General features: G+C 65.5%; 21 protein-coding genes. 17 read left to right on the forward strand and 4 right to left on the reverse strand.

Annotated elements, in window-relative coordinates; translation table 11 throughout:
- Positions 1-51: 51 nt before the first annotated feature.
- Positions 52-2,985 carry a M16 family metallopeptidase gene (locus A8V01_RS21095; RefSeq protein ID WP_103098260.1) on the reverse strand — a complete coding sequence of 978 codons (2,934 nt, stop codon included), beginning with the start codon at positions 2,983-2,985 and terminating at the stop codon, positions 52-54.
- A gap of 129 nt (positions 2,986-3,114) precedes the next feature.
- Between A8V01_RS21095 and A8V01_RS21100 the strand changes: the two genes are divergently transcribed.
- The 6 genes from A8V01_RS21100 to A8V01_RS21125 all read left to right on the forward strand — a co-directional run bounded on the left by A8V01_RS21100 (position 3,115) and on the right by A8V01_RS21125 (position 6,841).
- Positions 3,115-3,690, forward strand: coding sequence for a NifU family protein (locus A8V01_RS21100; RefSeq protein ID WP_103098261.1), 576 nt, complete (start codon positions 3,115-3,117; stop codon positions 3,688-3,690).
- A 34-nt stretch (positions 3,691-3,724) separates the two neighbouring features.
- On the forward strand, positions 3,725-4,366 hold the full coding sequence (tsaB, locus tag A8V01_RS21105) for a tRNA (adenosine(37)-N6)-threonylcarbamoyltransferase complex dimerization subunit type 1 TsaB (RefSeq protein ID WP_103098262.1): 642 nt from the start codon (positions 3,725-3,727) through the stop codon (positions 4,364-4,366).
- A complete protein-coding gene (locus tag A8V01_RS21110; protein ID WP_103098263.1) occupies positions 4,366-4,824 on the forward strand; it encodes a GNAT family N-acetyltransferase in 459 nt (152 codons plus the stop codon). The genes tsaB and A8V01_RS21110 overlap by 1 nt, the downstream gene beginning before the upstream one ends.
- A 167-nt stretch (positions 4,825-4,991) precedes the next feature.
- Positions 4,992-5,438 carry a Ros/MucR family transcriptional regulator gene (locus A8V01_RS21115; protein ID WP_103098264.1) on the forward strand — a complete coding sequence of 149 codons (447 nt, stop codon included), beginning with the start codon at positions 4,992-4,994 and terminating at the stop codon, positions 5,436-5,438.
- Positions 5,439-5,628: 190 nt separating this feature from the next.
- The gene (locus tag A8V01_RS21120) at positions 5,629-6,072 is read left to right on the forward strand and encodes a Fur family transcriptional regulator (RefSeq protein WP_103098265.1); all 444 of its coding nucleotides are present in this window, start codon (positions 5,629-5,631) and stop codon (positions 6,070-6,072) included.
- A gap of 19 nt (positions 6,073-6,091) precedes the next feature.
- Positions 6,092-6,841 carry a lysophospholipid acyltransferase family protein gene (locus tag A8V01_RS21125; protein WP_425437351.1) on the forward strand — a complete coding sequence of 250 codons (750 nt, stop codon included), beginning with the start codon at positions 6,092-6,094 and terminating at the stop codon, positions 6,839-6,841.
- A 21-nt stretch (positions 6,842-6,862) separates the two neighbouring features.
- On the opposite strand, the gene A8V01_RS21130 is transcribed toward A8V01_RS21125, so the two are convergent.
- Entirely contained in the window at positions 6,863-7,522 is a 660-nt protein-coding gene (locus tag A8V01_RS21130; RefSeq protein WP_103098267.1) for a hypothetical protein, read from the reverse strand.
- Between the two features lie 68 nt (positions 7,523-7,590).
- Between A8V01_RS21130 and ispH the strand changes: the two genes are divergently transcribed.
- The 4 genes from ispH (at position 7,591) to A8V01_RS21150 (ending at position 11,185) form a co-directional block, all read left to right on the forward strand.
- Complete coding sequence (gene ispH, locus A8V01_RS21135) at positions 7,591-8,565, forward strand: 4-hydroxy-3-methylbut-2-enyl diphosphate reductase (RefSeq protein ID WP_103098268.1); 975 nt, start codon at positions 7,591-7,593, stop codon at positions 8,563-8,565.
- 3 nt (positions 8,566-8,568) lie between these two features.
- Positions 8,569-9,585: a homoserine kinase gene (thrB, locus tag A8V01_RS21140; RefSeq protein ID WP_103098269.1), complete on the forward strand. Its 1,017-nt coding sequence runs from the start codon at positions 8,569-8,571 to the stop codon at positions 9,583-9,585.
- Complete coding sequence (gene rnhA, locus A8V01_RS21145) at positions 9,582-10,016, forward strand: ribonuclease HI (protein ID WP_103098270.1); 435 nt, start codon at positions 9,582-9,584, stop codon at positions 10,014-10,016. Before thrB ends, rnhA begins: the two co-directional genes overlap by 4 nt.
- A gap of 65 nt (positions 10,017-10,081) precedes the next feature.
- Positions 10,082-11,185, forward strand: a complete 1,104-nt coding sequence (locus A8V01_RS21150) for an FUSC family protein (protein WP_245892758.1) — start codon at positions 10,082-10,084, stop codon at positions 11,183-11,185.
- Positions 11,186-11,188: 3 nt separating this feature from the next.
- On the opposite strand, the gene A8V01_RS21155 is transcribed toward A8V01_RS21150, so the two are convergent.
- Both A8V01_RS21155 and A8V01_RS21160 read right to left on the reverse strand, forming a co-directional pair.
- The gene (locus A8V01_RS21155; protein ID WP_103098271.1) at positions 11,189-12,274 is read right to left on the reverse strand and encodes an NAD(P)/FAD-dependent oxidoreductase; all 1,086 of its coding nucleotides are present in this window, start codon (positions 12,272-12,274) and stop codon (positions 11,189-11,191) included.
- Between the two features lie 72 nt (positions 12,275-12,346).
- Positions 12,347-13,345 carry an alpha/beta fold hydrolase gene (locus A8V01_RS21160; protein ID WP_103098272.1) on the reverse strand — a complete coding sequence of 333 codons (999 nt, stop codon included), beginning with the start codon at positions 13,343-13,345 and terminating at the stop codon, positions 12,347-12,349.
- Positions 13,346-13,440: 95 nt separating this feature from the next.
- Here A8V01_RS21160 and A8V01_RS21165 point away from each other — a divergent pair, with 95 nt between their 5' ends.
- From A8V01_RS21165 to A8V01_RS21195, 7 genes are all read left to right on the forward strand, one after another.
- Complete coding sequence (locus A8V01_RS21165; protein ID WP_103098273.1) at positions 13,441-14,175, forward strand: prepilin peptidase; 735 nt, start codon at positions 13,441-13,443, stop codon at positions 14,173-14,175.
- Between the two features lie 103 nt (positions 14,176-14,278).
- Positions 14,279-15,289, forward strand: a complete 1,011-nt coding sequence (gene cpaB / locus A8V01_RS21170) for a Flp pilus assembly protein CpaB (RefSeq protein WP_103098274.1) — start codon at positions 14,279-14,281, stop codon at positions 15,287-15,289.
- 47 nt (positions 15,290-15,336) lie between these two features.
- Positions 15,337-16,938, forward strand: coding sequence for a type II and III secretion system protein family protein (locus A8V01_RS21175; protein WP_211295099.1), 1,602 nt, complete (start codon positions 15,337-15,339; stop codon positions 16,936-16,938).
- A gap of 15 nt (positions 16,939-16,953) precedes the next feature.
- Positions 16,954-17,610: a CpaD family pilus assembly protein gene (locus tag A8V01_RS21180; protein ID WP_342747404.1), complete on the forward strand. Its 657-nt coding sequence runs from the start codon at positions 16,954-16,956 to the stop codon at positions 17,608-17,610.
- Between the two features lie 5 nt (positions 17,611-17,615).
- The gene (locus A8V01_RS21185) at positions 17,616-18,884 is read left to right on the forward strand and encodes a P-loop NTPase family protein (protein WP_103098276.1); all 1,269 of its coding nucleotides are present in this window, start codon (positions 17,616-17,618) and stop codon (positions 18,882-18,884) included.
- Positions 18,885-18,926: 42 nt separating this feature from the next.
- Positions 18,927-19,898, forward strand: a complete 972-nt coding sequence (locus A8V01_RS21190; protein ID WP_103098277.1) for a type II secretion system F family protein — start codon at positions 18,927-18,929, stop codon at positions 19,896-19,898.
- Positions 19,899-19,908: 10 nt separating this feature from the next.
- On the forward strand, positions 19,909-20,922 hold the full coding sequence (locus tag A8V01_RS21195) for a type II secretion system F family protein (RefSeq protein WP_103098278.1): 1,014 nt from the start codon (positions 19,909-19,911) through the stop codon (positions 20,920-20,922).
- The last annotated feature ends 630 nt before the right edge of the window (positions 20,923-21,552 follow it).

The following is a 21,552-nucleotide window of genomic DNA, read 5'->3' on the forward strand; positions in this document are numbered from 1 at the left end:
GTTTGCCGATCAGCGTGATCGGTTGCGCAAAGGCAGCGACAGGGGCGGTTCTTACTTCGCTGCCAGCGCTTCCTTGCCTTCGGGCATGACCTCAAGCCGCCACGAATGATCGCGGCCAAGGTAACGTGCCGCCAGCGCCTGCATCGCCTGCGGTGTGGTGACCGTATAGTCGCTCAGCACCGAACGCACCGTGCCGAGGCGGGTGGGATCGGTGGTGGCGCCTTCCAGCTGGCTCATGAAGAACGAAGTGCTCGACGCGGCGCGGGTCACCTGCTGGCGCAGCGGTTCAGTGACAAGCGCCAGTTCATCTGCCGTGGGCGGATTGGCGATCAGATCCTGCGCGATTTCATCGGCGGTCTGGAAGAACACCGGCACCGACTTGGGATCGAGCTGCGCCACGGCCGTGATCGAGCCGCCCGCCGCAAGGTCAACCGGCCACTGCGAATAGACGTAAGGCGCATAGGACACGCCCAGCTTTTCGCGCACTGCGTTCATCAGGCGGTTGGTGAACAGCTGCGTGAGGATTTCCAGCTGGCGCGATTCGCGGATGCCCATGGCGCCGCCCCCGGTCGGCCACGAGACGACTGCGGCGGCCTGATCGGGATCGCCGTGATGGATCAGTTCGATCGGCTTGTCCGAAGGCTGCGGAACGTCGATCTTCGCCTCTGCGGTAACCGCAGGCGCAGGCTGGCGGGACTTGAGCGCGCCAAAGGTCTTCTCCAGCGCGGCGATCGCGGCCGTCTTGTCGAAATCGCCGAAGATCTGGACTTCGACCGGCCCTTCCTTGAGCGCCTTGCTCCACACGCGCTTGAAGCCATCCGCCGTGGTCGTCTCGATCTGGTCGGGCGTGGGGGTGGCAAAGCGCTTGTCCTGCCCGCGCTGGTAGAACTGCAGGTCGCGGTTCAGCACGCCCTGCGGCGATGTGTTGAACGTGGCATACTGGATCTGCGCAGCTGCCTTGGCGCGGGTGAATGGCGCGACATCCCACTTGGGCAAGTCCAGCTTGGCCGCGAAGAGATAGAGCTGGTCGGCCAGATCCTGCGGGCGGGTCTCGGCCGAAAGCTGGAACGATGCGTCCTGCACCTCGAAATCGAAGCCCATCTTGCGGCCGGTGGAGATGCGATCAAGATCGTCCTGCCCCAGCGTCGCCAGCCCCGAACCTACCAGCGCGTAATTACCCAGCGTGATATACGCCGCATCCTTGGGATCGATCGAACGATAGCCGCCGCCGAAACGCGCCTTGACCATGACGCGGCCCGGCTCTTCGACTACCGGCCAGAGCATGACCTTGACGCCATTGGCGAAAGTCAGCTGCTCGATCTCAAGCAGGCCGGTGGGCGTGTCGCTGACGGCCTTCTTGGGTGCGCCGATGGCGGGCAGTTTCTCGAAAGAAACGGGCTTGAGCGCGGTGCGCACGCTGGCGTCGGCCTTGACCGGCTCTGCCAGCGCCAGTTGCAACTGGCGGTCCGTCGCGGCGCCGTCCTTCTGCACGGTGAAGAGCGCGCGGGTGACGTTGCCCGTGAACAGCTTGCGGGTATGTTCCAGCACTGCCTGCGGGGTGAACAGCGGCTTGGACTTGCGGAAGATGTCGAGCACGTCCTGCGGCGCGGCCACCGTCTCGCGAATGTCGAGCGCGTTGACCAGATCGTCCGCGATCTTGCTGCCTGGCAGGATGCGCTGCTGTTCGACGGGCACCTGGAAGGCGACTTCCATTTCCGCCGCCTCGCGGTCGATCTCGGCCTGCGTGGGCGCACGGGTCAGCGCATCGGCGATCACTGCGCGCACATCGCGCAAACTCGCCTGCCAGTCGTCACCCAGCGGCGTCACCGATACGAATGTGGCGTCGGCAGAGCGCGAAACATCGTCCTGATTGACCGAGGCCGAAAGGAAGCTGCCCCCTGCCCGCGCCTTTGATTCGAGGCGGCGGTTGATGATCGCCTGCGCCAGCGCGTCGGTCATCAGGCCCTGATTGTAGACGATGTTGTCCGTCACCTGACGCCAGGGGCGCAGCACCGCGTACATCAGCGACGGCGGCAGGTCGGGTTCGACCAGCACGCGGGTTTCGCCCACCGGGTTCCTGGGATCGGCGCCCGCCGGCGCCACGGGATCGCCGAAACTGGGAGCGATCGCCTTGGGACCGGGCACCTTCCAGTCGGTGAACCACTTCTTCACATAGCTTTCCAGCATCGCCGGATCGACATCACCCGCAACGATCACCGAGACGTTGTCCGGGCGATACCAGCGCGAATAGAAAGCGCGCACGCTGTTCGGCGTGGCCGAGGTCAGCGATTCGACCGTGCCGATCGGCTCACGATTGGCCAGCGGCTGCCCAGCATAGAGCACCTTCTGCATCGCGTCCTGCACCCGCTTGGACGCCCCGCCCCGCTCCCGCATTTCGGACAGCACGATCGGCAGATCCTGCTTGAGATTGGACGCAGACAGCGTCGGCGCGGTGACCATGCCGGTCATCAGCTTGAACGTCTCGTCCAGCGAAGTGGGCGTGGCGTTGGGCAGGTCCAGCTTGAACACCGTCTGCGTTGTGGAAGTCACCGCATTGGTATCGCTGCCGAAGGTCGCGCCAAGACGCTGGAACGCGGCGATCGCGGTGCCCTCGGGGATATACTTAGACTGGCGGAACAGCATGTGCTCCAGCAGGTGCGCATAGCCGCGCTCGTCGTCAGTCTCATAAAGAGAGCCGGCGTCGACGCGGATGCGGATCGACACCTGCCCCGGCGGCACACCGTTCTTGCGCACGGCATACTTCAGGCCATTGGGCAGTTCGCCGAAGAACCATTCGGGGTCATGCGGGATGTCGCTGCCGCGATAGAGCCACGGATCGGACTGCCCGACGGACGGCGCCACGATGGGCCCCGTATCAGGCACCGACTGGGCCTGAGCCTCCGGCACCAGCAGAAGCGGGATCGGAGCCTGAGCAAGAAGAAGCAGGCAGGCGAGCGAGCGAGCGGCGCGCGGGGGGGTCTTCATTGCGCAAGGTATAGGGAGGGCTCTCCTTAAGGGCCAGTGAATAGCGCGCGCATTTCAACGCCTGTTTCACCGCATCCATTCCCGTTGTGCTCTTGACCCTCCCGACACTTCACCTAAATCGCGAACATCATGTTCATCGAAACCGAAGCCACACCCAACCCCTCCACGCTCAAGTTCCTGCCCGGACGGCAGGTGATGGCAGCGGGAACGCGCGAATTTCTCTCACCCGAGGATGCGGAAAGCTCTCCGCTGGCGCAGGCGCTGTTCGATCTGGGTGACGTGGTAAGCGTCTTCTTCGGCAACAGCTTCATAGCCGTTACTGCCGCGCCGGGCGTTGAATGGCCCTCGCTGCGCCCGCAAGTCGTCGCGATCCTGCTTGATCATTTCGTTTCCGAGGCGCCGCTGTTCAGTGGCGGCGACGCCAGCGGCTTCTCCGTCCCGGCCGAGGACGAAGACTTTGGCGATGACCCCGCCGATGCCGACATCGTGGCGCAGATCAAGGATCTCATCGAAAGCCGCGTGCGCCCTGCCGTTGCAAACGACGGCGGCGACATCGTCTATCGCGGCTTCCGCGAAGGTGTGGTCTATTTGTCCATGCAGGGCGCCTGCTCGGGCTGCCCTTCCTCGTCGGCGACGCTCAAGCACGGCATCGAAAGCCTGCTCAAGCATTACGTCCCCGAAGTCAGCGAAGTGCGCGCGGCCTGATCGGCCCGTTGTCTCTGCGGCCCGGAACAGTCGCTTGACCACCTCCACCCCATCGACTTCCACGCTCGTCATAGACAGCGCGACCGACGCCTGCTCGGTCGCGCTCTTTTCCGGCGACACGCTGGTCGCGGGCGAATACCGCCTGCTCGGGCGCGGTCACGCCGAAGCTCTGGTGCCGATGATCGCGGCGCTGCCCGGCAAGGGACGTGCAAACCGCATCGCCGTCGCCCTTGGCCCCGGCAGTTTTACCGGCGTGCGCGTGGGCCTGGCCGCAGCGCGGGCGCTGGCGCTGGCATGGGGCGCGCAAATCGCCGGATATCCCACGCTCGCCCTGATCGCCGCGATGGCACGCGATTCAGAAGGAGCGCAGCCGCTCTCGGTCGTCACCACCGGCGGCCATGGCGAATGGTTCGTGGAGAGCTTCGCCGCCGATGGCGCAAGCACCTCTGCCCTCGCCTCGCTGCGCCCCGACGCGGCATCTCTTGCTGTTACCAATGATCTGGTGGCCGGCAGCCAGGCCCAGGCGCTCGTCACTGCGCGGGGGTTCGGGCGCGCGCTGCCCCTGTTGCCTGACGCCCGCGCATTCGCGTTGCTGCCCGCATCGGCACTGCTGACGGAGACTCACCCCCTCTACGGACGTGGGCCGGACGCCAAGTTGCCGGCCGGAGCGGCCTGATGATCGACGACCTCGACCGGATCATGGCCGTCATGGGCGCATCCTTCGATCCGATATACGGCGAAGCGTGGAACCGCCGCCAAGTCGAGGACGCGCTGAAGTTCGGAAACACCCATTATCATATCTTGTGTGCGCAAGGTCACACACCGGCCGATAACGAATCGGCTGCCGGCTTTTTCTTGTCCCGCACCGGATTCGAGGAAGAGGAACTTTTGCTTCTCGCAGTCATTCCTGAAAGCAGAGGCCGGGGACTTGGCCGCAAACTGCTTGAAGTGCTTCGTTCGGGCGCAAGGGAACGTGGCGCGCATCGGCTACTTCTGGAAATGCGAAAAGGCAATCCAGCCGAACTACTTTACAGAAATTTCGGGTTTAGCCCTATCGGCGAAAGACGCGAATACTACCGCACACCCAGCGGTGAGCGGCTAGATGCCCTTACTTTTGCACACGATATAGGCTGAAATACCGAAGGCCATAGAATCTGCATTAATATTTCCTTTAATGCAGATCATGTGCAACTTTGAATCAAACTTGCATTCACCGCAAAAATCGTTCATTGCGTCGCATCAACAGCCCCGCAAAGGATTGTTGCCCTAATAATTTGGTCGCACCAAAGGACGTAGAACATATGGAAACTATCCAGACCGACATGAATGAGACGCTCATCACGCTCGCGTCGGACATCGTCGCCGCGCACGTCAGCAACAACAGTGTCTCGGTCGAAGATCTGCCCACCCTGATCACCAACGTCTACGGCGCCCTTGCGGGTCTTGGCGGCGCACCGGTGGTCGAAGAAGAAAAGCCCGAACCGGCAGTGTCGGTCCGCGCATCGGTCAAGCCCGACTACATCGTGTGCCTTGAAGACGGCAAGAAGCTCAAGATGCTCAAGCGCCACCTCATGACGCACTACAACATGACCCCGGAAGAATATCGCGCGCGCTGGAACCTGCCCGCCGACTATCCAATGGTCGCTCCCAACTATGCCGAAAAGCGTCGCGAACTCGCGAAGAAGATCGGCCTGGGCCGCAAGTCGAACGCCCGTCGCGGTCGCAAGCCCAAGACCGCCGCGGCCTGATCCTGCGGAAAGGTCGGCACGGGCCTGACGTTCGACGCATCTGCACTCGCGTTACGGAAATTCGATTTTCCGGGGACAAAGGTTGCGATCGATTGCCACAGCCCAACAACCGGCCTTTCAACTCGGTTGTGATTGCAGGCGCATCGCCCTATCTAGGCGGTGCGCCTCTTTCTTTATTTACAGGTCCATCGTGAACCAACCCATCGACATCGAAGCCCTCTGCGCCGAACGCGGCCTGCGCATCACCGAACAGCGTCGCGTGATCGCCAAGGTTCTTTCGGAAAGCACCGATCACCCCGACGTCGAAAAGCTGCACGAGCGCGCAACCGCGATCGATCCCGGCATTTCGATCGCCACGGTCTACCGCACCGTTCGCCTGTTCGAAGAAGCCGGCATCCTTGATCGCCATGACTTCGGTGATGGCCGCGCCCGCTACGAAGCCGCGCCCGAAGCGCATCACGATCACATGATCGATGTTGAAAGCGGCCAGGTCATCGAATTCGTCGACCCCGAACTCGAAGCGCTGCAGCGCCAGATCGCGGAACGCCTTGGCTATCGCCTCGTCGATCACCGCATGGAGCTTTACGGCGTCCGCCTCGGCCGCGAAGACGCCGAGTCCCCTCTGCGTCGTTGATGCGCGAATGACTGCGGCCATGCCCCTTGCCCGACGCCGCGTCGCGGCCTGGGGCTGGCCGCTGATCGCGCTGCGCCTGACCGCCATGCTGGCGCTGCTGGCGGCAAGCCTGGCGCTCTATTATCTCTTCGCGATCTTCACCGCACACAATCCGGTGCCGCGCCTGTTCCTGCGCGGCGTCGGCGCGATTGCGGGCCTGCGCATCCGGACAAGCGGCCCGCGCCCTGCCCGGCGCACGTTCTTCCTTGCCAATCACGTCACCTGGCTGGACATCCTTGCCATCGCCGGGCGCACCGGCAGCGCCTTCGTCGCGCATGACGGCCTGGCCCAGATCGGCCCGCTGCGCTGGCTCTGCGAACTGAACGATACCGTCTTCGTTGCCCGGCATGAACGCCGTAGCGTCGCCGCGCAGATCGAAAAGGTCCGCATCGCTCTTGCCGATACCGGCGCTCTGACGATCTTTCCCGAAGGCACCTGTTCGGACGGAACGGGCACGCTGCCCTTCAAGTCCTCGCTGCTCTCAGCGATCGAGGGCGATTCGGATATTCCGGTACAGCCGGTGTGGCTCGATTACGGCGCCGAAACCCGCAAAGTGGCATGGGTCGGCGAAGAGCCGGGACTGGACAATGCGCTGGGCATCCTCGCTCGCTGGCGCCCGGTGGACCTGACGATCCACTTCCTGCCCCCACTACCGCGCGAAGACCGCGCCGATCGCAAGCGCATGGCTGCTGCAGCGCGCATGGCGATAGAAGCCGCGCGGGCGGGATAGCCTCCCGCCCCAGCCCTTACCTCAACGCGTGGCGTTGTACGCCAGCTGGCTTTCGTCCAGCTGGAAACCGACCAGCACTTCGAACGAGGCGCGGGCCACTGCCGCCTTCACATCGGGCTCGGACAGCGGATCGACGGCGGCATCGGTATCGCCTGCCTTGCGCTTGCGGGTGATGCGATCGCGAATCTCGTCAGGCAGCGTTGCGGCGCCGCGATCGATGAAGGCGTTGGCATTGACGGTCGCCTGCGCGCGCGCCTGACCGTCCGCGAAGTTGAGCGTCACGCTTCCCACGCGCTTGGAAATCACCGATCCACCGCCCTGCAGCACGCTGACGAAGTAGGGCAAGGTCACCTGCCGCGCACCGCTGGTATCGCTGCGGCGACCACGGACCTCGAAGCTCACCGCAGAAGTGACCTTTTCACCCACGGCTTCGTCGCACTGGGCGCGGACCTGGGTCATCGAGGCGACGACGTCGATGGCATCCGCCGTCTTGGCGGGACCACGGAAAGTGGTGATGTCGCCGGTGTAGTCGGGGATACCGACCGCCGGGCACTTCGAGCGCACGGCAGTGATGCCGACACCCTGATCGACCACGATCTCGCCCTTGGTCTTGCACCCGCTAAGCGCGGTCAACGCGGCGGCAGAGCACAGGACAGTAGCGGTCAGGCGGCGTGCATTCATCGTGAACTTCCTCGAATGGCGTGCGCTTGCCCTAGCGAGGCGCGCGGCAAAGCGCTAGGGGGACGAACATGAACGCGCCCTTTCAGTCCACGACGGCGAGCCTCGGCGAAACGCCGATCCGCCTCCTGATCGCCGCCCCGCGCGGCTTCTGCGCCGGTGTAGACCGGGCCATCGAGATCGTGGAGCGCGCGATCGAGCTGTACGGCGCGCCTGTCTACGTGCGTCACGAGATCGTCCATAACAAGTTCGTGGTCGACAGCCTCAAGGCCAAGGGCGCCATCTTCGTCGAGGAACTGGACGAAGTGCCCGATGGCGTTCCGGTAATCTTCAGCGCGCATGGCGTGCCTAAGTCGGTTCCCGCAGCGGCCAGCGCGCGCGGGCTCGAATGGCTGGATGCCACCTGCCCGCTCGTCAGCAAGGTCCACCGCCAGGCAGAGCGCCAGATCGAGGCGGGCCGCCACATCCTGTTCATCGGTCATGCCGGCCACCCCGAAGTGATCGGCACGTTCGGCCAGGTGCCCGAAGGCAACATGACGCTGGTGGAAACGGTGGACGATGTCGCCGCTCTCAGCTTCCCGGCGGAAACGGAGCTGTCCTACCTGTCGCAGACGACGCTTTCGGTCGATGACACGCATGCGATCATCAAGGCGATCGAGGCCCGCTTCCCGCAAGTCGTCGCGCCCAAGGCAGAAGACATCTGCTATGCCACGTCCAACCGGCAGGCCGCCGTCAAGCAGATCGCCCCGCAGTGCGATCTGGTGCTGGTGATCGGATCACCCAAGAGCAGCAATTCGCTGCGCCTTGTCGAAGTGGCGGAGCGTTGCGGCGTCACCGGTCGCATGATCCAGCGCGCTGCGGAAATCGATCCCGCATGGCTGGAAGGCGTCGCCACCGTGGGCCTCACCGCCGGTGCCTCCGCACCCGAGGAACTGGTCAACGAAGTGATCGCCCGCATCAAGACGCTGCGCACCGTCGCCGCCGAGGAAATCGTGACCGAGCGCGAGCATATGACCTTCAAGCTTCCGCGCCAGCTGGCCCGCTGAACCATGGCAGTATACACACGACTCGGCGCCGAGGAGATGGCCGGGATCATCGCCGCGTTCGACGTTGGCACGCTGACTTCGGCCAAGGGCATCGCGGAGGGCGTTTCGAACAGCAACTGGCTGATCGAAACCGAACAGGACGGCCCGGATGGCCAAAAGCGGCCGCGCCGCTTCATCCTGACTATGTTCGAAAGCCGCACCGAGATCGCGGACCTGCCGTTCTTCCTCGACCTGCTCGATCATCTGGCAGAGCATGGCGCCCCGGTTGCGCGCACGATGCATGATTGCGAAGGCGCCAGCCATCGCCTGCATCGGACGCCGGACGGCGACAAGGCGCTGGCGCTGATCGAATTCCTGCCCGGCGTCTCGGTTTCCGAACCCACCCCCGAACAGGCCCGCGCGGTGGGCGGGGCGCTGGCGCAGATCCATCTGGCGGCGGCGAACTTCCCCGCCTCGCGCGCCAACTCGCTGGCACTGCCCGCCTGGCAACAGCTGCTGGCGGACTGCGGGCGCGAGGGGCTCGAATCGATCCACCCGGAACTTGGCCGCATCGTCGAACGCGAACTGGCCCTGCTGGCCGCCCGGTGGCCCGCAGACCTGCCGCGCGGCGTCATCCACGCAGACCTGTTTCCCGACAATGTCCTGATGCTGGGCGACAAGGTTACAGGGCTCATCGACTTCTACTTCGCCTGCACGGATCTGTTCGCCTACGACGTTGCCGTGACACATGCGGCATGGTGCTTCAGTTCGGACGGCGCCCGGTTTGACCCGGCGCTCTCCACGGCGCTCCTTGAAGGCTACTGCGCGGTGCGTCCGCTGAGTAAGGCAGAGCAGGCGGCGCTGCCCCTGCTGGCGCGCGGCGCGGCGGTGCGCTTCCTGGCCACCCGCGCGTACGACTGGCTCAACACGCCTGCCGATGCGCTGGTGACGCCCAAGGATCCCATGGCCTTTGCCCGGCGGCTGGAATTCTACGCGAACCCCGAAAATGCCCGGACGTTCGTAGATGGAGTGTCCGCATGAAACAGGTGGAAATCTTCACCGACGGCGCCTGCAAGGGCAACCCCGGCCCCGGCGGCTGGGGCGTGCTGCTGCGCATGGGCCCGCATGAAAAGGAAATGTCAGGCGGAGAGCCTGACACCACCAACAACCGCATGGAGATGACGGCCGCGATCAAGGGGCTCAACGCCCTGATCGAGCCCTGCGAGGTCACACTCTGCACGGACAGCAAGTACGTCATCGACGGGATCACCAAATGGGTCCACGGCTGGAAGAAGAAGGGCTGGGTCAACGCCAGCAAGCAGCCGGTGCGCAATGCCGACCTGTGGCATGAACTGATCGAGGCTGCAGGCCGCCACAAGGTCGAATGGCAATGGGTGCGCGGCCACACCGGCCACGTCGAGAACGAGCGGGTGGACAAGCTGGCCAGCGACGCCGCCAAGGCTGCTGCCTGACGCCTTTCCCGGTGCCGGAGACGACGTGCTTCAATTCGTCTGCGGTTCTTCCTAGACTGTCCCCGATGCGCGCCCTTTCCCCCATGCTGAAAACCGAGATCCGCGCCCTGTTCACTCCGGGCCCGCGCATGGCGGACGAATGGGCCTGCGTGGCTTCCGTGCTGCTGGCCATCGTCATCGCCCATGCCATCGGCGCGGAGATGGTGTCATGGGCCGCCTTCAGCGCCTTCGTCCTGCTCAAGAGCGACATCGCCGAAACGCTTGTGCGCGGCGTGCTGCGCATCGTTGGCACCGCAGTGGGCTGCGGGCTTGCCTTGCTGGTGGTGCCTTATGCCGCGCACTCCCTGCCGCTGGCGATGATCGCGGCCGAGACGGTGGGCGCCATCGGCCTCTACGGAATGCTGACGGCACGGCGCGCCTATGCCTGGCTGCTGTTCGGCCTGACCTTCGAGATGATCCTGTTCGACAAGATCGAGCGGCCGGACCTCGACACCATCCATTTCGCGCAGACGCGCCTGCTGGAAGTGGTGGCCGGCACGCTCGCCTGCACGCTGGTCAGCCTGGCCGCCGGTGCGCTGGCGGGCAAGCGCTGGTGGATGGACCGCAAGCCGCCGCCGGACCGGATGCGCTGGCACCCTCACGCGGCGCGCCACGCATCGCAGGCCGGGCTTGCCATCGCCATGCTGCCGCTGCTCCACGCCCTTTTCAACCTGCCCGAACTGCCGCAGGCCGCCGTGACGATCATGGCGGTGATGATCGTGCCTGTCGCTGGCATCGGGGCGAGCGGCTTTGTTCCCGTATCGCGCCGCCTGCTCCATCGCGCGCTGGGCTGCATCGCGGGCGGCGCGCTGGCTCTGGTCGTGCTGATACTGGCGCAAGGCAGTGTGCCCGTCCTCATCGCGGGCACCTGCATCGGCATCATCGTCGGCCGCCATATCGAGAACGGCTTGCCCAAGGTGACGTATCTTGGCCTGCAGTTCACGCTGGCAGTGCTGGTCGTGCTGGTGCCCGACAGTTACGAACACGCAGCCATCGGCCCCGCCGCGCAACGGCTGTTGAGCGTCTTCGTGGGCATGGCGGTGCTGGAGCCGGTACTGCTGGCCTGGCACTTCGTCGCACCGGGGCGCAAGGTGCCGCAAGGCTCCCCTGCCGCCCCGAACGCGGAATAGCCGTCAGCCGAATCGCCCCGGCGCAAAGGGCGCAGGATCGACCGCTCCGGGTGCCTCCCCCGTCAGCAGGCGCGCGCCAAGATCGGCGGCAGCGGGCGCGGTCTGGATGCCGAAGCCGCCCTGCCCGGCGAACCAGAAGAACGCGGGTTCATCCCGTGCAAAGCCGTAGACCGGCAGGCGATCGGGCGCGAACGAGCGCAAGCCCGCCCAGCGATGCTCCACCCGCTCCACCGGCCAGCCGACGACCTGTTCGAAGCGATCGACCGCAAGCGCCACGTCGATTTCCTCAGGCGCGGCATCGCAGGGCAGGCTTGGCGTCTCGTCATGCGGGCTAAGCCAGAGACGGCCGCTTTCGGGCTTGAAGTAGAAGCTTCCCGCCACGTCGAGCACCAGCGGCAGGTCGTCCGGCACCTGCATCCCGACCGCGACTTGCGCGATAGTGCGGCGATAAGGCGCGATGCCCAGCGGGGCGAGGCCCGCCAGACGCGCCACGTCATCAGCCCAGGCCCCTGCCGCGTTGACCAGTACGCCCGCCTGCACCTGCCGGCCATCGGCAAGCGTCAACAGCCAGCCGCCGCCGCGCCGCCCCAGCGCGGTAAGCCCGGCGCGGCACCACAAGCCAACGCCGCCGCGCCGCGCCTCGGCCAGATAATGCTGGTGGAGCGCCGCCACATCGATATCGCAAGTGCTGGGCTCAAGCGCACCGCAAGTCCATTCGGGCAGCAACGCAGGCACCCGAGCGGCGATCTCGGCGCGGTCCAGCAGGTGCATTTCCACGCCCAGCGCGCGGTAACGCGCGGCAAAGCGTTCGACGTCCCGCTCCTGCCCCGCGCGGCCCAGCGTCAGCGCGCCGCGCGGGGTCAAAACGCCAAGGTCGCGCAGGGTTGGCCCCGATGCGGTCGTCAGCGGCTGCACACCGGGGCCGCCGTAGCTTTCGGTCCAGAACGCGGCGGAACGGCCGGTGGCGTGGTAGCCGGGCCGCTCTTCGGCCTCCAGCATCAGCACACGCGCGCATCGGCCGATGGCGGCGGCCAGAGATGCCCCGGCCATCCCGGCCCCGACGATGACGATATCGAACGCTGCTTCCATCCCGCTCAGCCCCTAGAGCATGTGCGCCGGGATTTGGAAGCCCTGTATGGTACGGATGGAGCGCCGAAAGGCTCAGGCAGCGCCCGTCGAAGCGCCTTGCTGCGCGGCGCAGCGATCCAGAAACTCCCTGATGGCACCCAGCGCGCGATTGCGCACCGGATCGACTTCGCGCAGGATTTCGTGGCGGCATTCGGGCCCGAAGGCCACCAGTTCGCCATGCGGCAGCCGCTGCGCCGCGCGGCGGATCGCCCGCCACGAGACGAGGCCGTCAATGCTGGTGCCCAGCAGCAGCACCGGCACGTCCACTGCTTCCAGCATGCCGGGCCGCTCCAGCGACCGGATCGAGGCGAGCGCGCGTTCGATCCAGCCCCAGCTTGCCGCACCCATGCCGATGGCCGGGCGTTGACGGCGCCACCAGTCCTCATCGTCGTAGCGGCTTTCGTCATGAGTCAGCAGCAGGCTGCGTGCGCGTGGCTGCGCACCCGGCTTTTCGCCGCCCTTCCACGCCGGGCGTCGCGGATCACCCAGCCGCACGATCCCGCGTGCAAGCCTGTGCAGTACCCCTGCCGGAACCCAGGTCGGGTGGATGCCCAGCATCGGCGCGGACAGCACCAGCGCATCGGGTTTCACCGCGCCTTCGGCTACTGCCCGCAACACGATCTGCCCGCCCATCGAATGCGCGATGGCAACGTGCGGCCCCGGTGTCGAAGCCGCCCAGTCCGCATAAAGCGCCGCGTAGTCCTGCACCCACAGAGCGAAATCGGGAACGTGCCCGGTCGTCCCATCCCGGCCGAGACGGCCCGAACCCGCCTGCCCGCGCCAATCTGCGGACGTGACGTTCCAGCCTTCGCGGTGCCAGCCGTCCAGCGTCTCCAGCCATTTCTCGTAAGCGTCGCCGCGCCCCGGCATGAACAGGATCGAGCCGCGCTGCCCGCTTGCGGTCGTGTCTGCGGCCCAGTCGATCCGGCGCAGCAGGTGGCCGTCCGGCAAGGCCCAGCGCGATTCGCACGCTGCTGCCGGGATCGCGCGGCGTGCGGGAGACTGGATGAAACTGTCGACGGCGATGGTCACTGTGGTGGCAAGCCCCGGTTCGTGATCGATGTGTCGTAGTTACTATTTGGTAGCGGTTGCCACGGTAGAGCGCACGCGATCCGAGGTACGAAAACATGACGGGCGCTGTATTTTCCTACGCATTGCTGGCTGCCTTGGCAACGGCGCTGCTCTTCGCGGCGTTCACGGACCTGCGCGCGCGGCACATCGACAACTGGCTGAACCTTGGCATCGCGATCGCCGCGCCGCTGTGGTGGCTGGCGATGGGGCTTGGCCCCTTCGCCATCGGCGTGCAGATCGGCCTGGCGGCACTGACCTTCGCGGTCGCCTGCGTCCTCTTCGCCATCGGCCAGATGGGCGGCGGCGACGTGAAGCTGCTGGCCGCGCTGGCGCTGTGGTTTGCGCCCGCCGCGTTCCTGCAACTGATCGTGCTGATGGCGGTTCTGGGGGGCGGCGCCTCGCTTGCCATGGCGGCCTTCAACATGACGCCCGGCCGCAAGGAGGGCGCCCGCGATATCGTTGCAGGCATCGTTGCGCTGGCGTGGGTGTGCTGCGCCGGGGCCATCGTCCTTGCGATCGCGACCGACCGCCCGGTGGTGCCGCCCGGAACGCTGCAGGCGCTTGCCGACGTCCTGCCCGGCCTGTGGGCGATCCCGCTTGCCGGAGCAGTCGTACTGGGCCTTTTCCTCTTTGGGATGCGCCACATCATGCGCCGCCAGAAATCGCGAATCGAGGTGCCCTACGGCATCGCCATCGCCGCCGCGGCGCTGTGGGTGATGGGCTCGCAAAGCCTTGTCGCAGTCCAGCCCTCAGGCCAGTCCGCAGGCCAGCCTGCAGCCGTGGCGGGCTGAAGCTAACGCGGTTTACGCAAGTAACGGGGTGAACCCGTTCTTAACCAATTTACCCCATAAGCCCGAACGGTTCGGGGATTTTTACTAAGGGGCTTTCCAAGCCATGGACAGGAAGAAAGTGGTGCTGCTTGCGGTTGCGCTGCTCGTTGCGGCCTTTACCGCTTTTGCTGCGAGGACGATGTTCGCAGGCGGCGCAGCGCCGCAGGCCGGGGCTGTGCCGGCAGCTGAGCAGACCGGGCCCAAGGTGCTGGTCGCCCAGCGCGCCCTGCCCGTGGGCACGATCATCACGGCCGATTCGGTTTCGTTCCAGAGCTGGCCGAACAATCTTGTTCAGGACGCCTACTACGTCGACGGCAAGGCCGACATGACCAAGCTGCTGGGCACCGTGGTGCGCTTTCCGATCACCGCCGGCCAGCCGCTGACGCAAGGCGCCCTCGTTGCGCCGGGCGATCGCGGGTTCCTTGCCGCCGCGCTCGGGCCGGGCATGCGCGCCGTCACCATCTCGGTTTCGGCCGATACGGGCGTGGGCGGCTTCGTCTTCCCCGGCGACCGCATCGATCTGGTGCTGACCCAAAACGTCACCGGCGAGGGCGATTCGCTGCGCACCGCCGAAACGATCCTGCGCAACCTGCGCGTCCTTGCCACCGATCAGGCGACCGCCAGCACGGTGGAAGACGGCAAGACACAGGTTCAAGGCTTCCGCACCGTCACGCTCGAAGTCACCCCGCGCATCGCCGAAAAGGTCGCCGTCGCGCAGACCATCGGCCAGCTGAGCCTGTCGCTGCGCTCTATCGCCGACAATCAGGGCGAATTCGACCGCATCCTTGCCAGCGGCGACGTCAAGCTGCCCGAAGGCGCCACGCGCGAGCAGGAAGAGAAGTTCATGAGCCAGGCCATGAACCGCCCGATGGACGGCGCCACCACGTTCGTCACCGGCGCCGACGTATCGCGCTTCCAGCGCTCCTCGCGCCCGCCGCAGGGTGGCAGCGCCCCGGCTCAGGCCGCTCCCGTCGCGGGTATGGCTCCGCAAGTAGCGGCCGCCCCGGTGCATGTCGGCCCCGTCGTGCGCGTAACGCGCGGCAAGGACACCACCGTCGAGCCGGTGGGAAAGTAACGATGACCGCGTCCGGCACCCGTCCATCCCCCTTTGAGGGCATCACGATGAAGCAGCGTCTTCTCAAGTCCGCACTGACTACCGTAACCGCGACTGCCGCGATGACGGCGATGACCGCCGCCCCAGCCCATGCTCAGGCCCATGCTCAGACTCCGGCCGCCTCGGTCGTGCAGCCGACGCAGGACGTCAGCCTGTCGATCGGAGCGGGCCAGCTCGTCAACGTGCCCGGCGCGATGGCAGACGTCTTCGTCGCCAACGATGCGGTAGCGGACGTGCAGGTCAAGTCTTCCAAGCAGTTCTACGTGTTCGGCAAAGCGGGCGGGACCACCACCGTCTACGCCAGCAACGCGGCGGGCGCGGTCGTCTGGTCAGGCACGGTGCGCGTGGGATCGAACCTCGACAGCGTCGATTCGATGCTGCGCCTCGCCATGCCGGACGCGAAGATCGGCGTCTCGACGATGGGATCGAACACCTTCCTGCTCACCGGCACGATCAAGAACCCCGAAGATGCCGCGGAGGCGGAGCGGCTTGTCCATGCCTATGCGGGCAAGGATTCCAACGTCATCAGCCGCCTGCGCATCGCCACGCCGCTGCAGGTCAACCTGCAGGTGCGCATCGCCGAAGTCAGCCGCTCGCTGCTCAAGTCATTGAGCACCAAACTCGCCACTCTCGACGGTACGGGCGGCTTCAAATTCGGCGTCGGTCAGGGCGGCACGATCGGCAACAACTTCTACCCCGGCCGCGTACTGGGCGTGGGCACGGGGGCGACTTCGCAAGTCGGGATCGACCCGGTCACCGGCGAGCTCGCGAACCTGACCGGCTCGAACGTCACCGCCACCGCCACGGGCACCACCCTGGGCTTCGCGGGCAAGCTGCTGGGCCTCAACATCCTCGGCGCGCTGGACGCGGGCGAGACGGTGGGCCTTGTCAGCACGCTGGCACAGCCCAACCTCACCTCGCTTTCCGGCGAGACGGCAGACTTCCTTGCGGGCGGCGAGTATCCGATCCCGGTCAACAACGGCCTTGGGGCGACGTCGATCGAATACAAGAAGTATGGCGTCAGCCTCAGCTACACCCCCACGGTGCTGTCCAGCGGCCGCATCTCGATGCGCGTGCGTCCCGAAGTGTCCGAACTGTCGAGCGAAGGCTCGGTCACGCTCAACGGTTACGAAGTGCCCGCGCTGACCGTGCGCCGCACCGAAACGACCATCGAACTGGGTTCGGGCCAGAGCTTCATGATCGCCGGACTGCTCAGCAACAACACGTCCAACACGATCCAGAAGATGCCGGGCGCGGGCGACCTGCCGATCCTCGGCTCGCTGTTCCGTTCGACCAGCTACCGGCGCGGAGAGACCGAACTGGTGATCATCGTCACCCCTTACCTGGTCAACCCGATGAACGCGGCATCGCAAGTCGCGCTGCCGACCGACGGCTTCAATTCGCCCAACGAACTGCAGCGCATCCTGGGCAACATGGATAGCGACAGCAGCAGCGGCGCCAAGCGCCCCGAGGCGACCATGGCGCCGTCGGGCAACAGCGGCCCCGCCATAGGAGAGCCCGTGGGCACTGCCGATCCCGCGCCCGTGAAGGGCAAGAAGTCCAAACGCACCGCGTCCGGCGATACCGCCAAGCCCGGCTTCAGTTTCTAAGCGAGAAAGGTGACCATGATGCGCAAGGCTACTCTCGCCCGCCTTCCCATCGCCAGCACGGCGATCGCCCTTGCCCTTGGCCTGTCACTGGCAGGTTGCGGCGGCATCCCCGAAAACCGTTCGATGTACTCGGTCCACCAGCCGGTGGTCACCAAATCGGATTACCGCATCGACGTGACCAGCAGCGGCGATGGCCTCGCCTATGGCGAACAGGCCCGTCTCGCAGGGTGGTTCGAGGCCGTGGGCCTCAAGTACGGCGACCATATCTCGATCGACGACCCGAACATGAGCGGCGCCACCCGCAGCGCCATCGCCACCGTGGCAGACCGCTACGGCGTGGTGCTGGACGATGCCACCGCGCCGACCGGCACCGTGCCCGCAGGCACCGCGCGCATCACCATCAGCCGCGCCAAGGCCCATGTGCCCGGCTGCCCGGACTGGTCCGCGAAAAGCGATTTCAATCCCGGCAACGCGACATCCACCAATTACGGCTGCGCGATCAATTCCAATCTTGCCGCCATGGTCGCCAACCCGGAAGACCTTGTCCACGGCCAGACCGACACCGGATCGACGGTGGTGATGACATCCAACAAGGCGATCGAGGCTTACCGCGCCGCGCCGACCACCGGCAAGGGCAACACGGTCTCGCAGACCGGCAGCAAGGAAAACTGATGGCCATGAACGCTCCCTGGAAGACCGGTGGCCCCGGCAGCCGCGACCAGTTCGCCGCGTTCCTGTGCGACGAGGCATCGCTGGACGTTCTGCGCCCTGTCGCCATCGAGATGGGCTGGCAGCCGGAAAAGTGCTACAAGGGCGGCCTGCGCAACGCCGTGCAATCGCTGGCGATTTCGGCCAGCCCCAACATCCTGCTCGTCGACCTGTCGGAAAGCGGCGACCCGCTGAGCGACATCAACGCCCTGGCCGAAGTGTGCGAACCGGGCACGGTCGTCGTCGCCGTGGGCCAGGTCAACGACGTGCGCCTCTACCGCGATCTGATCGCCAGCGGCATCCATGACTACCTGCTCAAGCCCCTGCAGTCCGCCGCCGTGCGCGATGCACTGGCGCAGGCGCAGTCGGTGTTCTCCGCCCCGCGCGTGGCGGACGCCGGTTCGGGCAAGCAGCATACTTCGGTTGCCGTCATCGGCACGCGCGGCGGCGTTGGCGCCTCTACCATCGCCACCTCGCTGGCATGGCTGTTCAGCACCGACCACAAGCTGCCGACCGCGCTGCTCGATCTCGACATCCACTTCGGCACCGGCGCGCTGTGCCTTGACCTTGAGCCGGGACGCGGCCTGACCGACGCGATCGAGAACCCCAGCCGCATCGACGGCCTGTTCATCGAACGCGCGATGATCCGCGCCAACGACAACCTCGCGATCCTGTCCGCCGAAGCGCCGATCAATTCGCCCCTGCTGACCGACGGCTCCGCCTTCATGCAGCTGGAGGAGGAATTCCGCGCGGCGTTCGAGATGACCGTGGTGGACATGCCGCGCAACATGCTGATCAACTTCCCCCAGCTCGTCGCCAACCTTGGCGTTGCGGTGCTGGTGACGGAGATGACGCTGGCCTCCGCGCGCGATACCATCCGCCTGCTTTCGTGGTTCAGGGCCAATGCGCCGCAGACCCGGCTGATCGTGGTCGCCAACAAGGTGCAGAGCGCGATGGCGGAAATCAGCAAGGCCGATTTCGAAGCCTCGATCGAAACACGCATCGACCTGTCGATCCCCTATGACCTCAAGGCCGCTTCGATGGCCGCGAAGCTGGGCCAGACCTTTGCCGATGCCAACCGCACGGCAAAGTCGGGCGCGGTGCTGCGCGATCTTGCGCGCGACATTGCGGACATCGGCGAAGATGCAGCCGCTGCGGCCAAGCCCTCGCTGCTCGGCAAGTTCGATCTCAAGGCGATGATGCCCAAGGCAAAGAAAAAGGCCCCTGCGTCCTCCTAAGGGGTGCAAGGTCCGGCAACGGCGCAAGGTTCGGTAAAGGCTATGAACTTCCTTCAGGTCATCATGGTAACGACGGGGCTTGCCGGCTTCGCGCTGCTGTTCTGGGCGCTGCTTTCCGGGCCGTCGCCCAAGAAAGAGACGACGCGCCGCCTGAAAGCCGTGCGCTTCCGCCACTCCGACAGCGCCAATGACCGGCTGGAGGCGCAGATGCGCCGCGCTGTCGCCGCCCGCAAGCCGCGCATTCATCAGATCGCCGGTTCCGCATCGCGCGCAGAGGCGCTGGCACTGCGGCTGCACCGTTCGGGCCTGCCCTGGACCATGCAGCAGTACCTCTACGGCTCGATCGGCCTCGGCGCGGTGGTGACGCTGCTGCTGTTCCTCAAGTCCGGCGCGCTGCTGCTGGCGCTGGCGTTCGGCATCTTCGTGGGCGCCGGGCTGCCGCACATGGTCGTGGGCCATTTCATCAAGCGCCGCAGCAACGCCTTCACCGTCAAGTTCGCCGACGCCATCGACCTGCTCGTGCGCGGCCTGCGTTCGGGCCTGCCGGTGTCGGAGACGCTCACCATCGTATCGCAGGAAATCCCCGGCCCCGTAGCTGAAGAGTTCAAGCTGATCACCGACCGCATGAAGGTGGGCAAGACGATGGAGGACGCGCTCCAGGAAACCGCCGACAGGCTGGCGATGCCGGAATTCAACTTCTTCTGCATCACCCTTGCCATCCAGCGCGAAACCGGCGGCAACCTGGCTGAAACGCTGGCGAACCTGTCGGACGTGCTGCGCAAGCGCGCGCAGATGAAGCTCAAGATCCGGGCGATGAGTTCGGAATCCAAGGCCTCGGCCTATATCGTCGGCTCGCTGCCGTTCATCGTCTTCGCCATGATCTGGTGGATCAGCCCCAACTACATCGGCCAGTTCTTCATCGACGAACGCCTGATCGTCGCCGGAATCGGCGGCGCCGTGTGGATGGGCATCGGCGCCTTCATCATGGCCAAGATGGTCAGCTTCGAGATCTGAGGACCAGCCCATGCTAGACCAACCCGCCGGTCCCACCCTCCTCGGCTTCGACGTCACGTTCGTCGGCACGCTGCTTACCATGGTTGCGGCCGCCGCCGTGCTCTTCGCGATCTACACCGCCGTCACCATCCGCGATCCGATGCAGAAGCGGGTCAAGGCGCTGAACGCCCGGCGTGAACAGCTCAAGGCCGGTATCGTCGCCACCGCCCGCAAGCGCCAGAGCGTGGTGCGCCGCAACGACACCACCGACCGGCTGGGCGCGTTCCTGGGCAAGGCCCGGATGCTGCAGGACAGCCAAATCAAGACGATCGAGCAGAAGCTGGCTCAGGCAGGCATCCGCAACAAGGAATGGGCTGTCGCCGTCGTCTTTGCCCGCCTTGTCGCGCCGATCGTGCTGGGCGGTATCGCCGCGCTGGTGATCTACGGGATCAACTATTTCCCCGAATGGTCGGATTTCAAGAAGTTCATGGGCTTCGCGGCCATGGTGCTGGCCGGGTACAAGGGGCCGGACATCTACATCCAGAACCTCGTCTCCAAGCGCACCGACGCGATCCGCAAGGGCCTGCCCGATGCGCTCGACCTGCTGGTCATCTGCGCAGAGGCAGGCCTGACGGTGGACGCCGCCTTCGAGCGCGTGTCCCGCGAACTGGGACGCGCCTATCCCGAACTGGGCGACGAATTCTCGATGACCTCGATCGAACTGTCGTTCCTGACGGAACGCCGCGCCGCGTTCGAGAACCTTGCCTATCGCGTCAATCTCGATGCGGTGAAGGGCGTGGTCACCACCATGGTCCAGACCGAGCGCTACGGCACTCCGCTGGCCTCCGCCCTGCGTGTGCTTTCGGCCGAATTCCGCAACGAACGCATGATGCGCGCCGAGGAAAAAGCCGCCCGCCTGCCCGCGATCATGACCGTGCCGCTGATCCTGTTCATCCTGCCCACGCTGTTCGTCGTGATCCTCGGCCCCGCAGCCTGCTCGATCGGAGACGCATTCTCCGGCTCCGGTCCGGGCAAGGCAGGCTGATTTTCAGGGGGCACGAAAGTTCAAGGACAAGGGCGAGGGTTAACACCCTCACGCTCCCCAAACTGTCGACGCCCCTCGTGCGGCTTATGAGTGCGATTGTGGCAACGGCGGGTTACGCCTCATTGCGGAACTTAAATATCACTGCCAAACAGTGCCGATGAGTGGCAAACGAACCCCATGAGCGCGGTGCGCTTCAAGCGTGCTCGACGCCGTATGCGCGCTTACTTTCTCGGCAGCGGGGTTATTCTAGCCTTCCTTTACCTGCTCGGCGCGGCTTTTCTCGTTCGCGTCGTAGGGATTGAAATGACGCGCTACTGGTCCACGGTAATGATGGCTGCTGGAGTTATGCTTGGCGGCACATATGGCATTGTCTTGTTCACATCTCTCGCCATTCACACCGTTAAGCGACTGGCGACGGGTCGGCCTATAATGGACCCAGAAGATTAAGGTCCGTTTCCCACCCAAATCCGCCGTCACCCTGAACTTGTTTCAGGGTCCATCGTGCGGTTGGTGCCGCAGCGTTGAACGGCAAACCGCACCGTCGGTTCGCGGACTATGGAATTGGGCTATCGGCTTGATAGACCCTGAAACAAGTTCAGGGTGACGATGCGGTGAAAAAGAACTTGCACC

This window comes from Novosphingobium guangzhouense, from assembly GCF_002896965.1.
Taxonomy (GTDB): domain Bacteria; phylum Pseudomonadota; class Alphaproteobacteria; order Sphingomonadales; family Sphingomonadaceae; genus Novosphingobium; species Novosphingobium guangzhouense.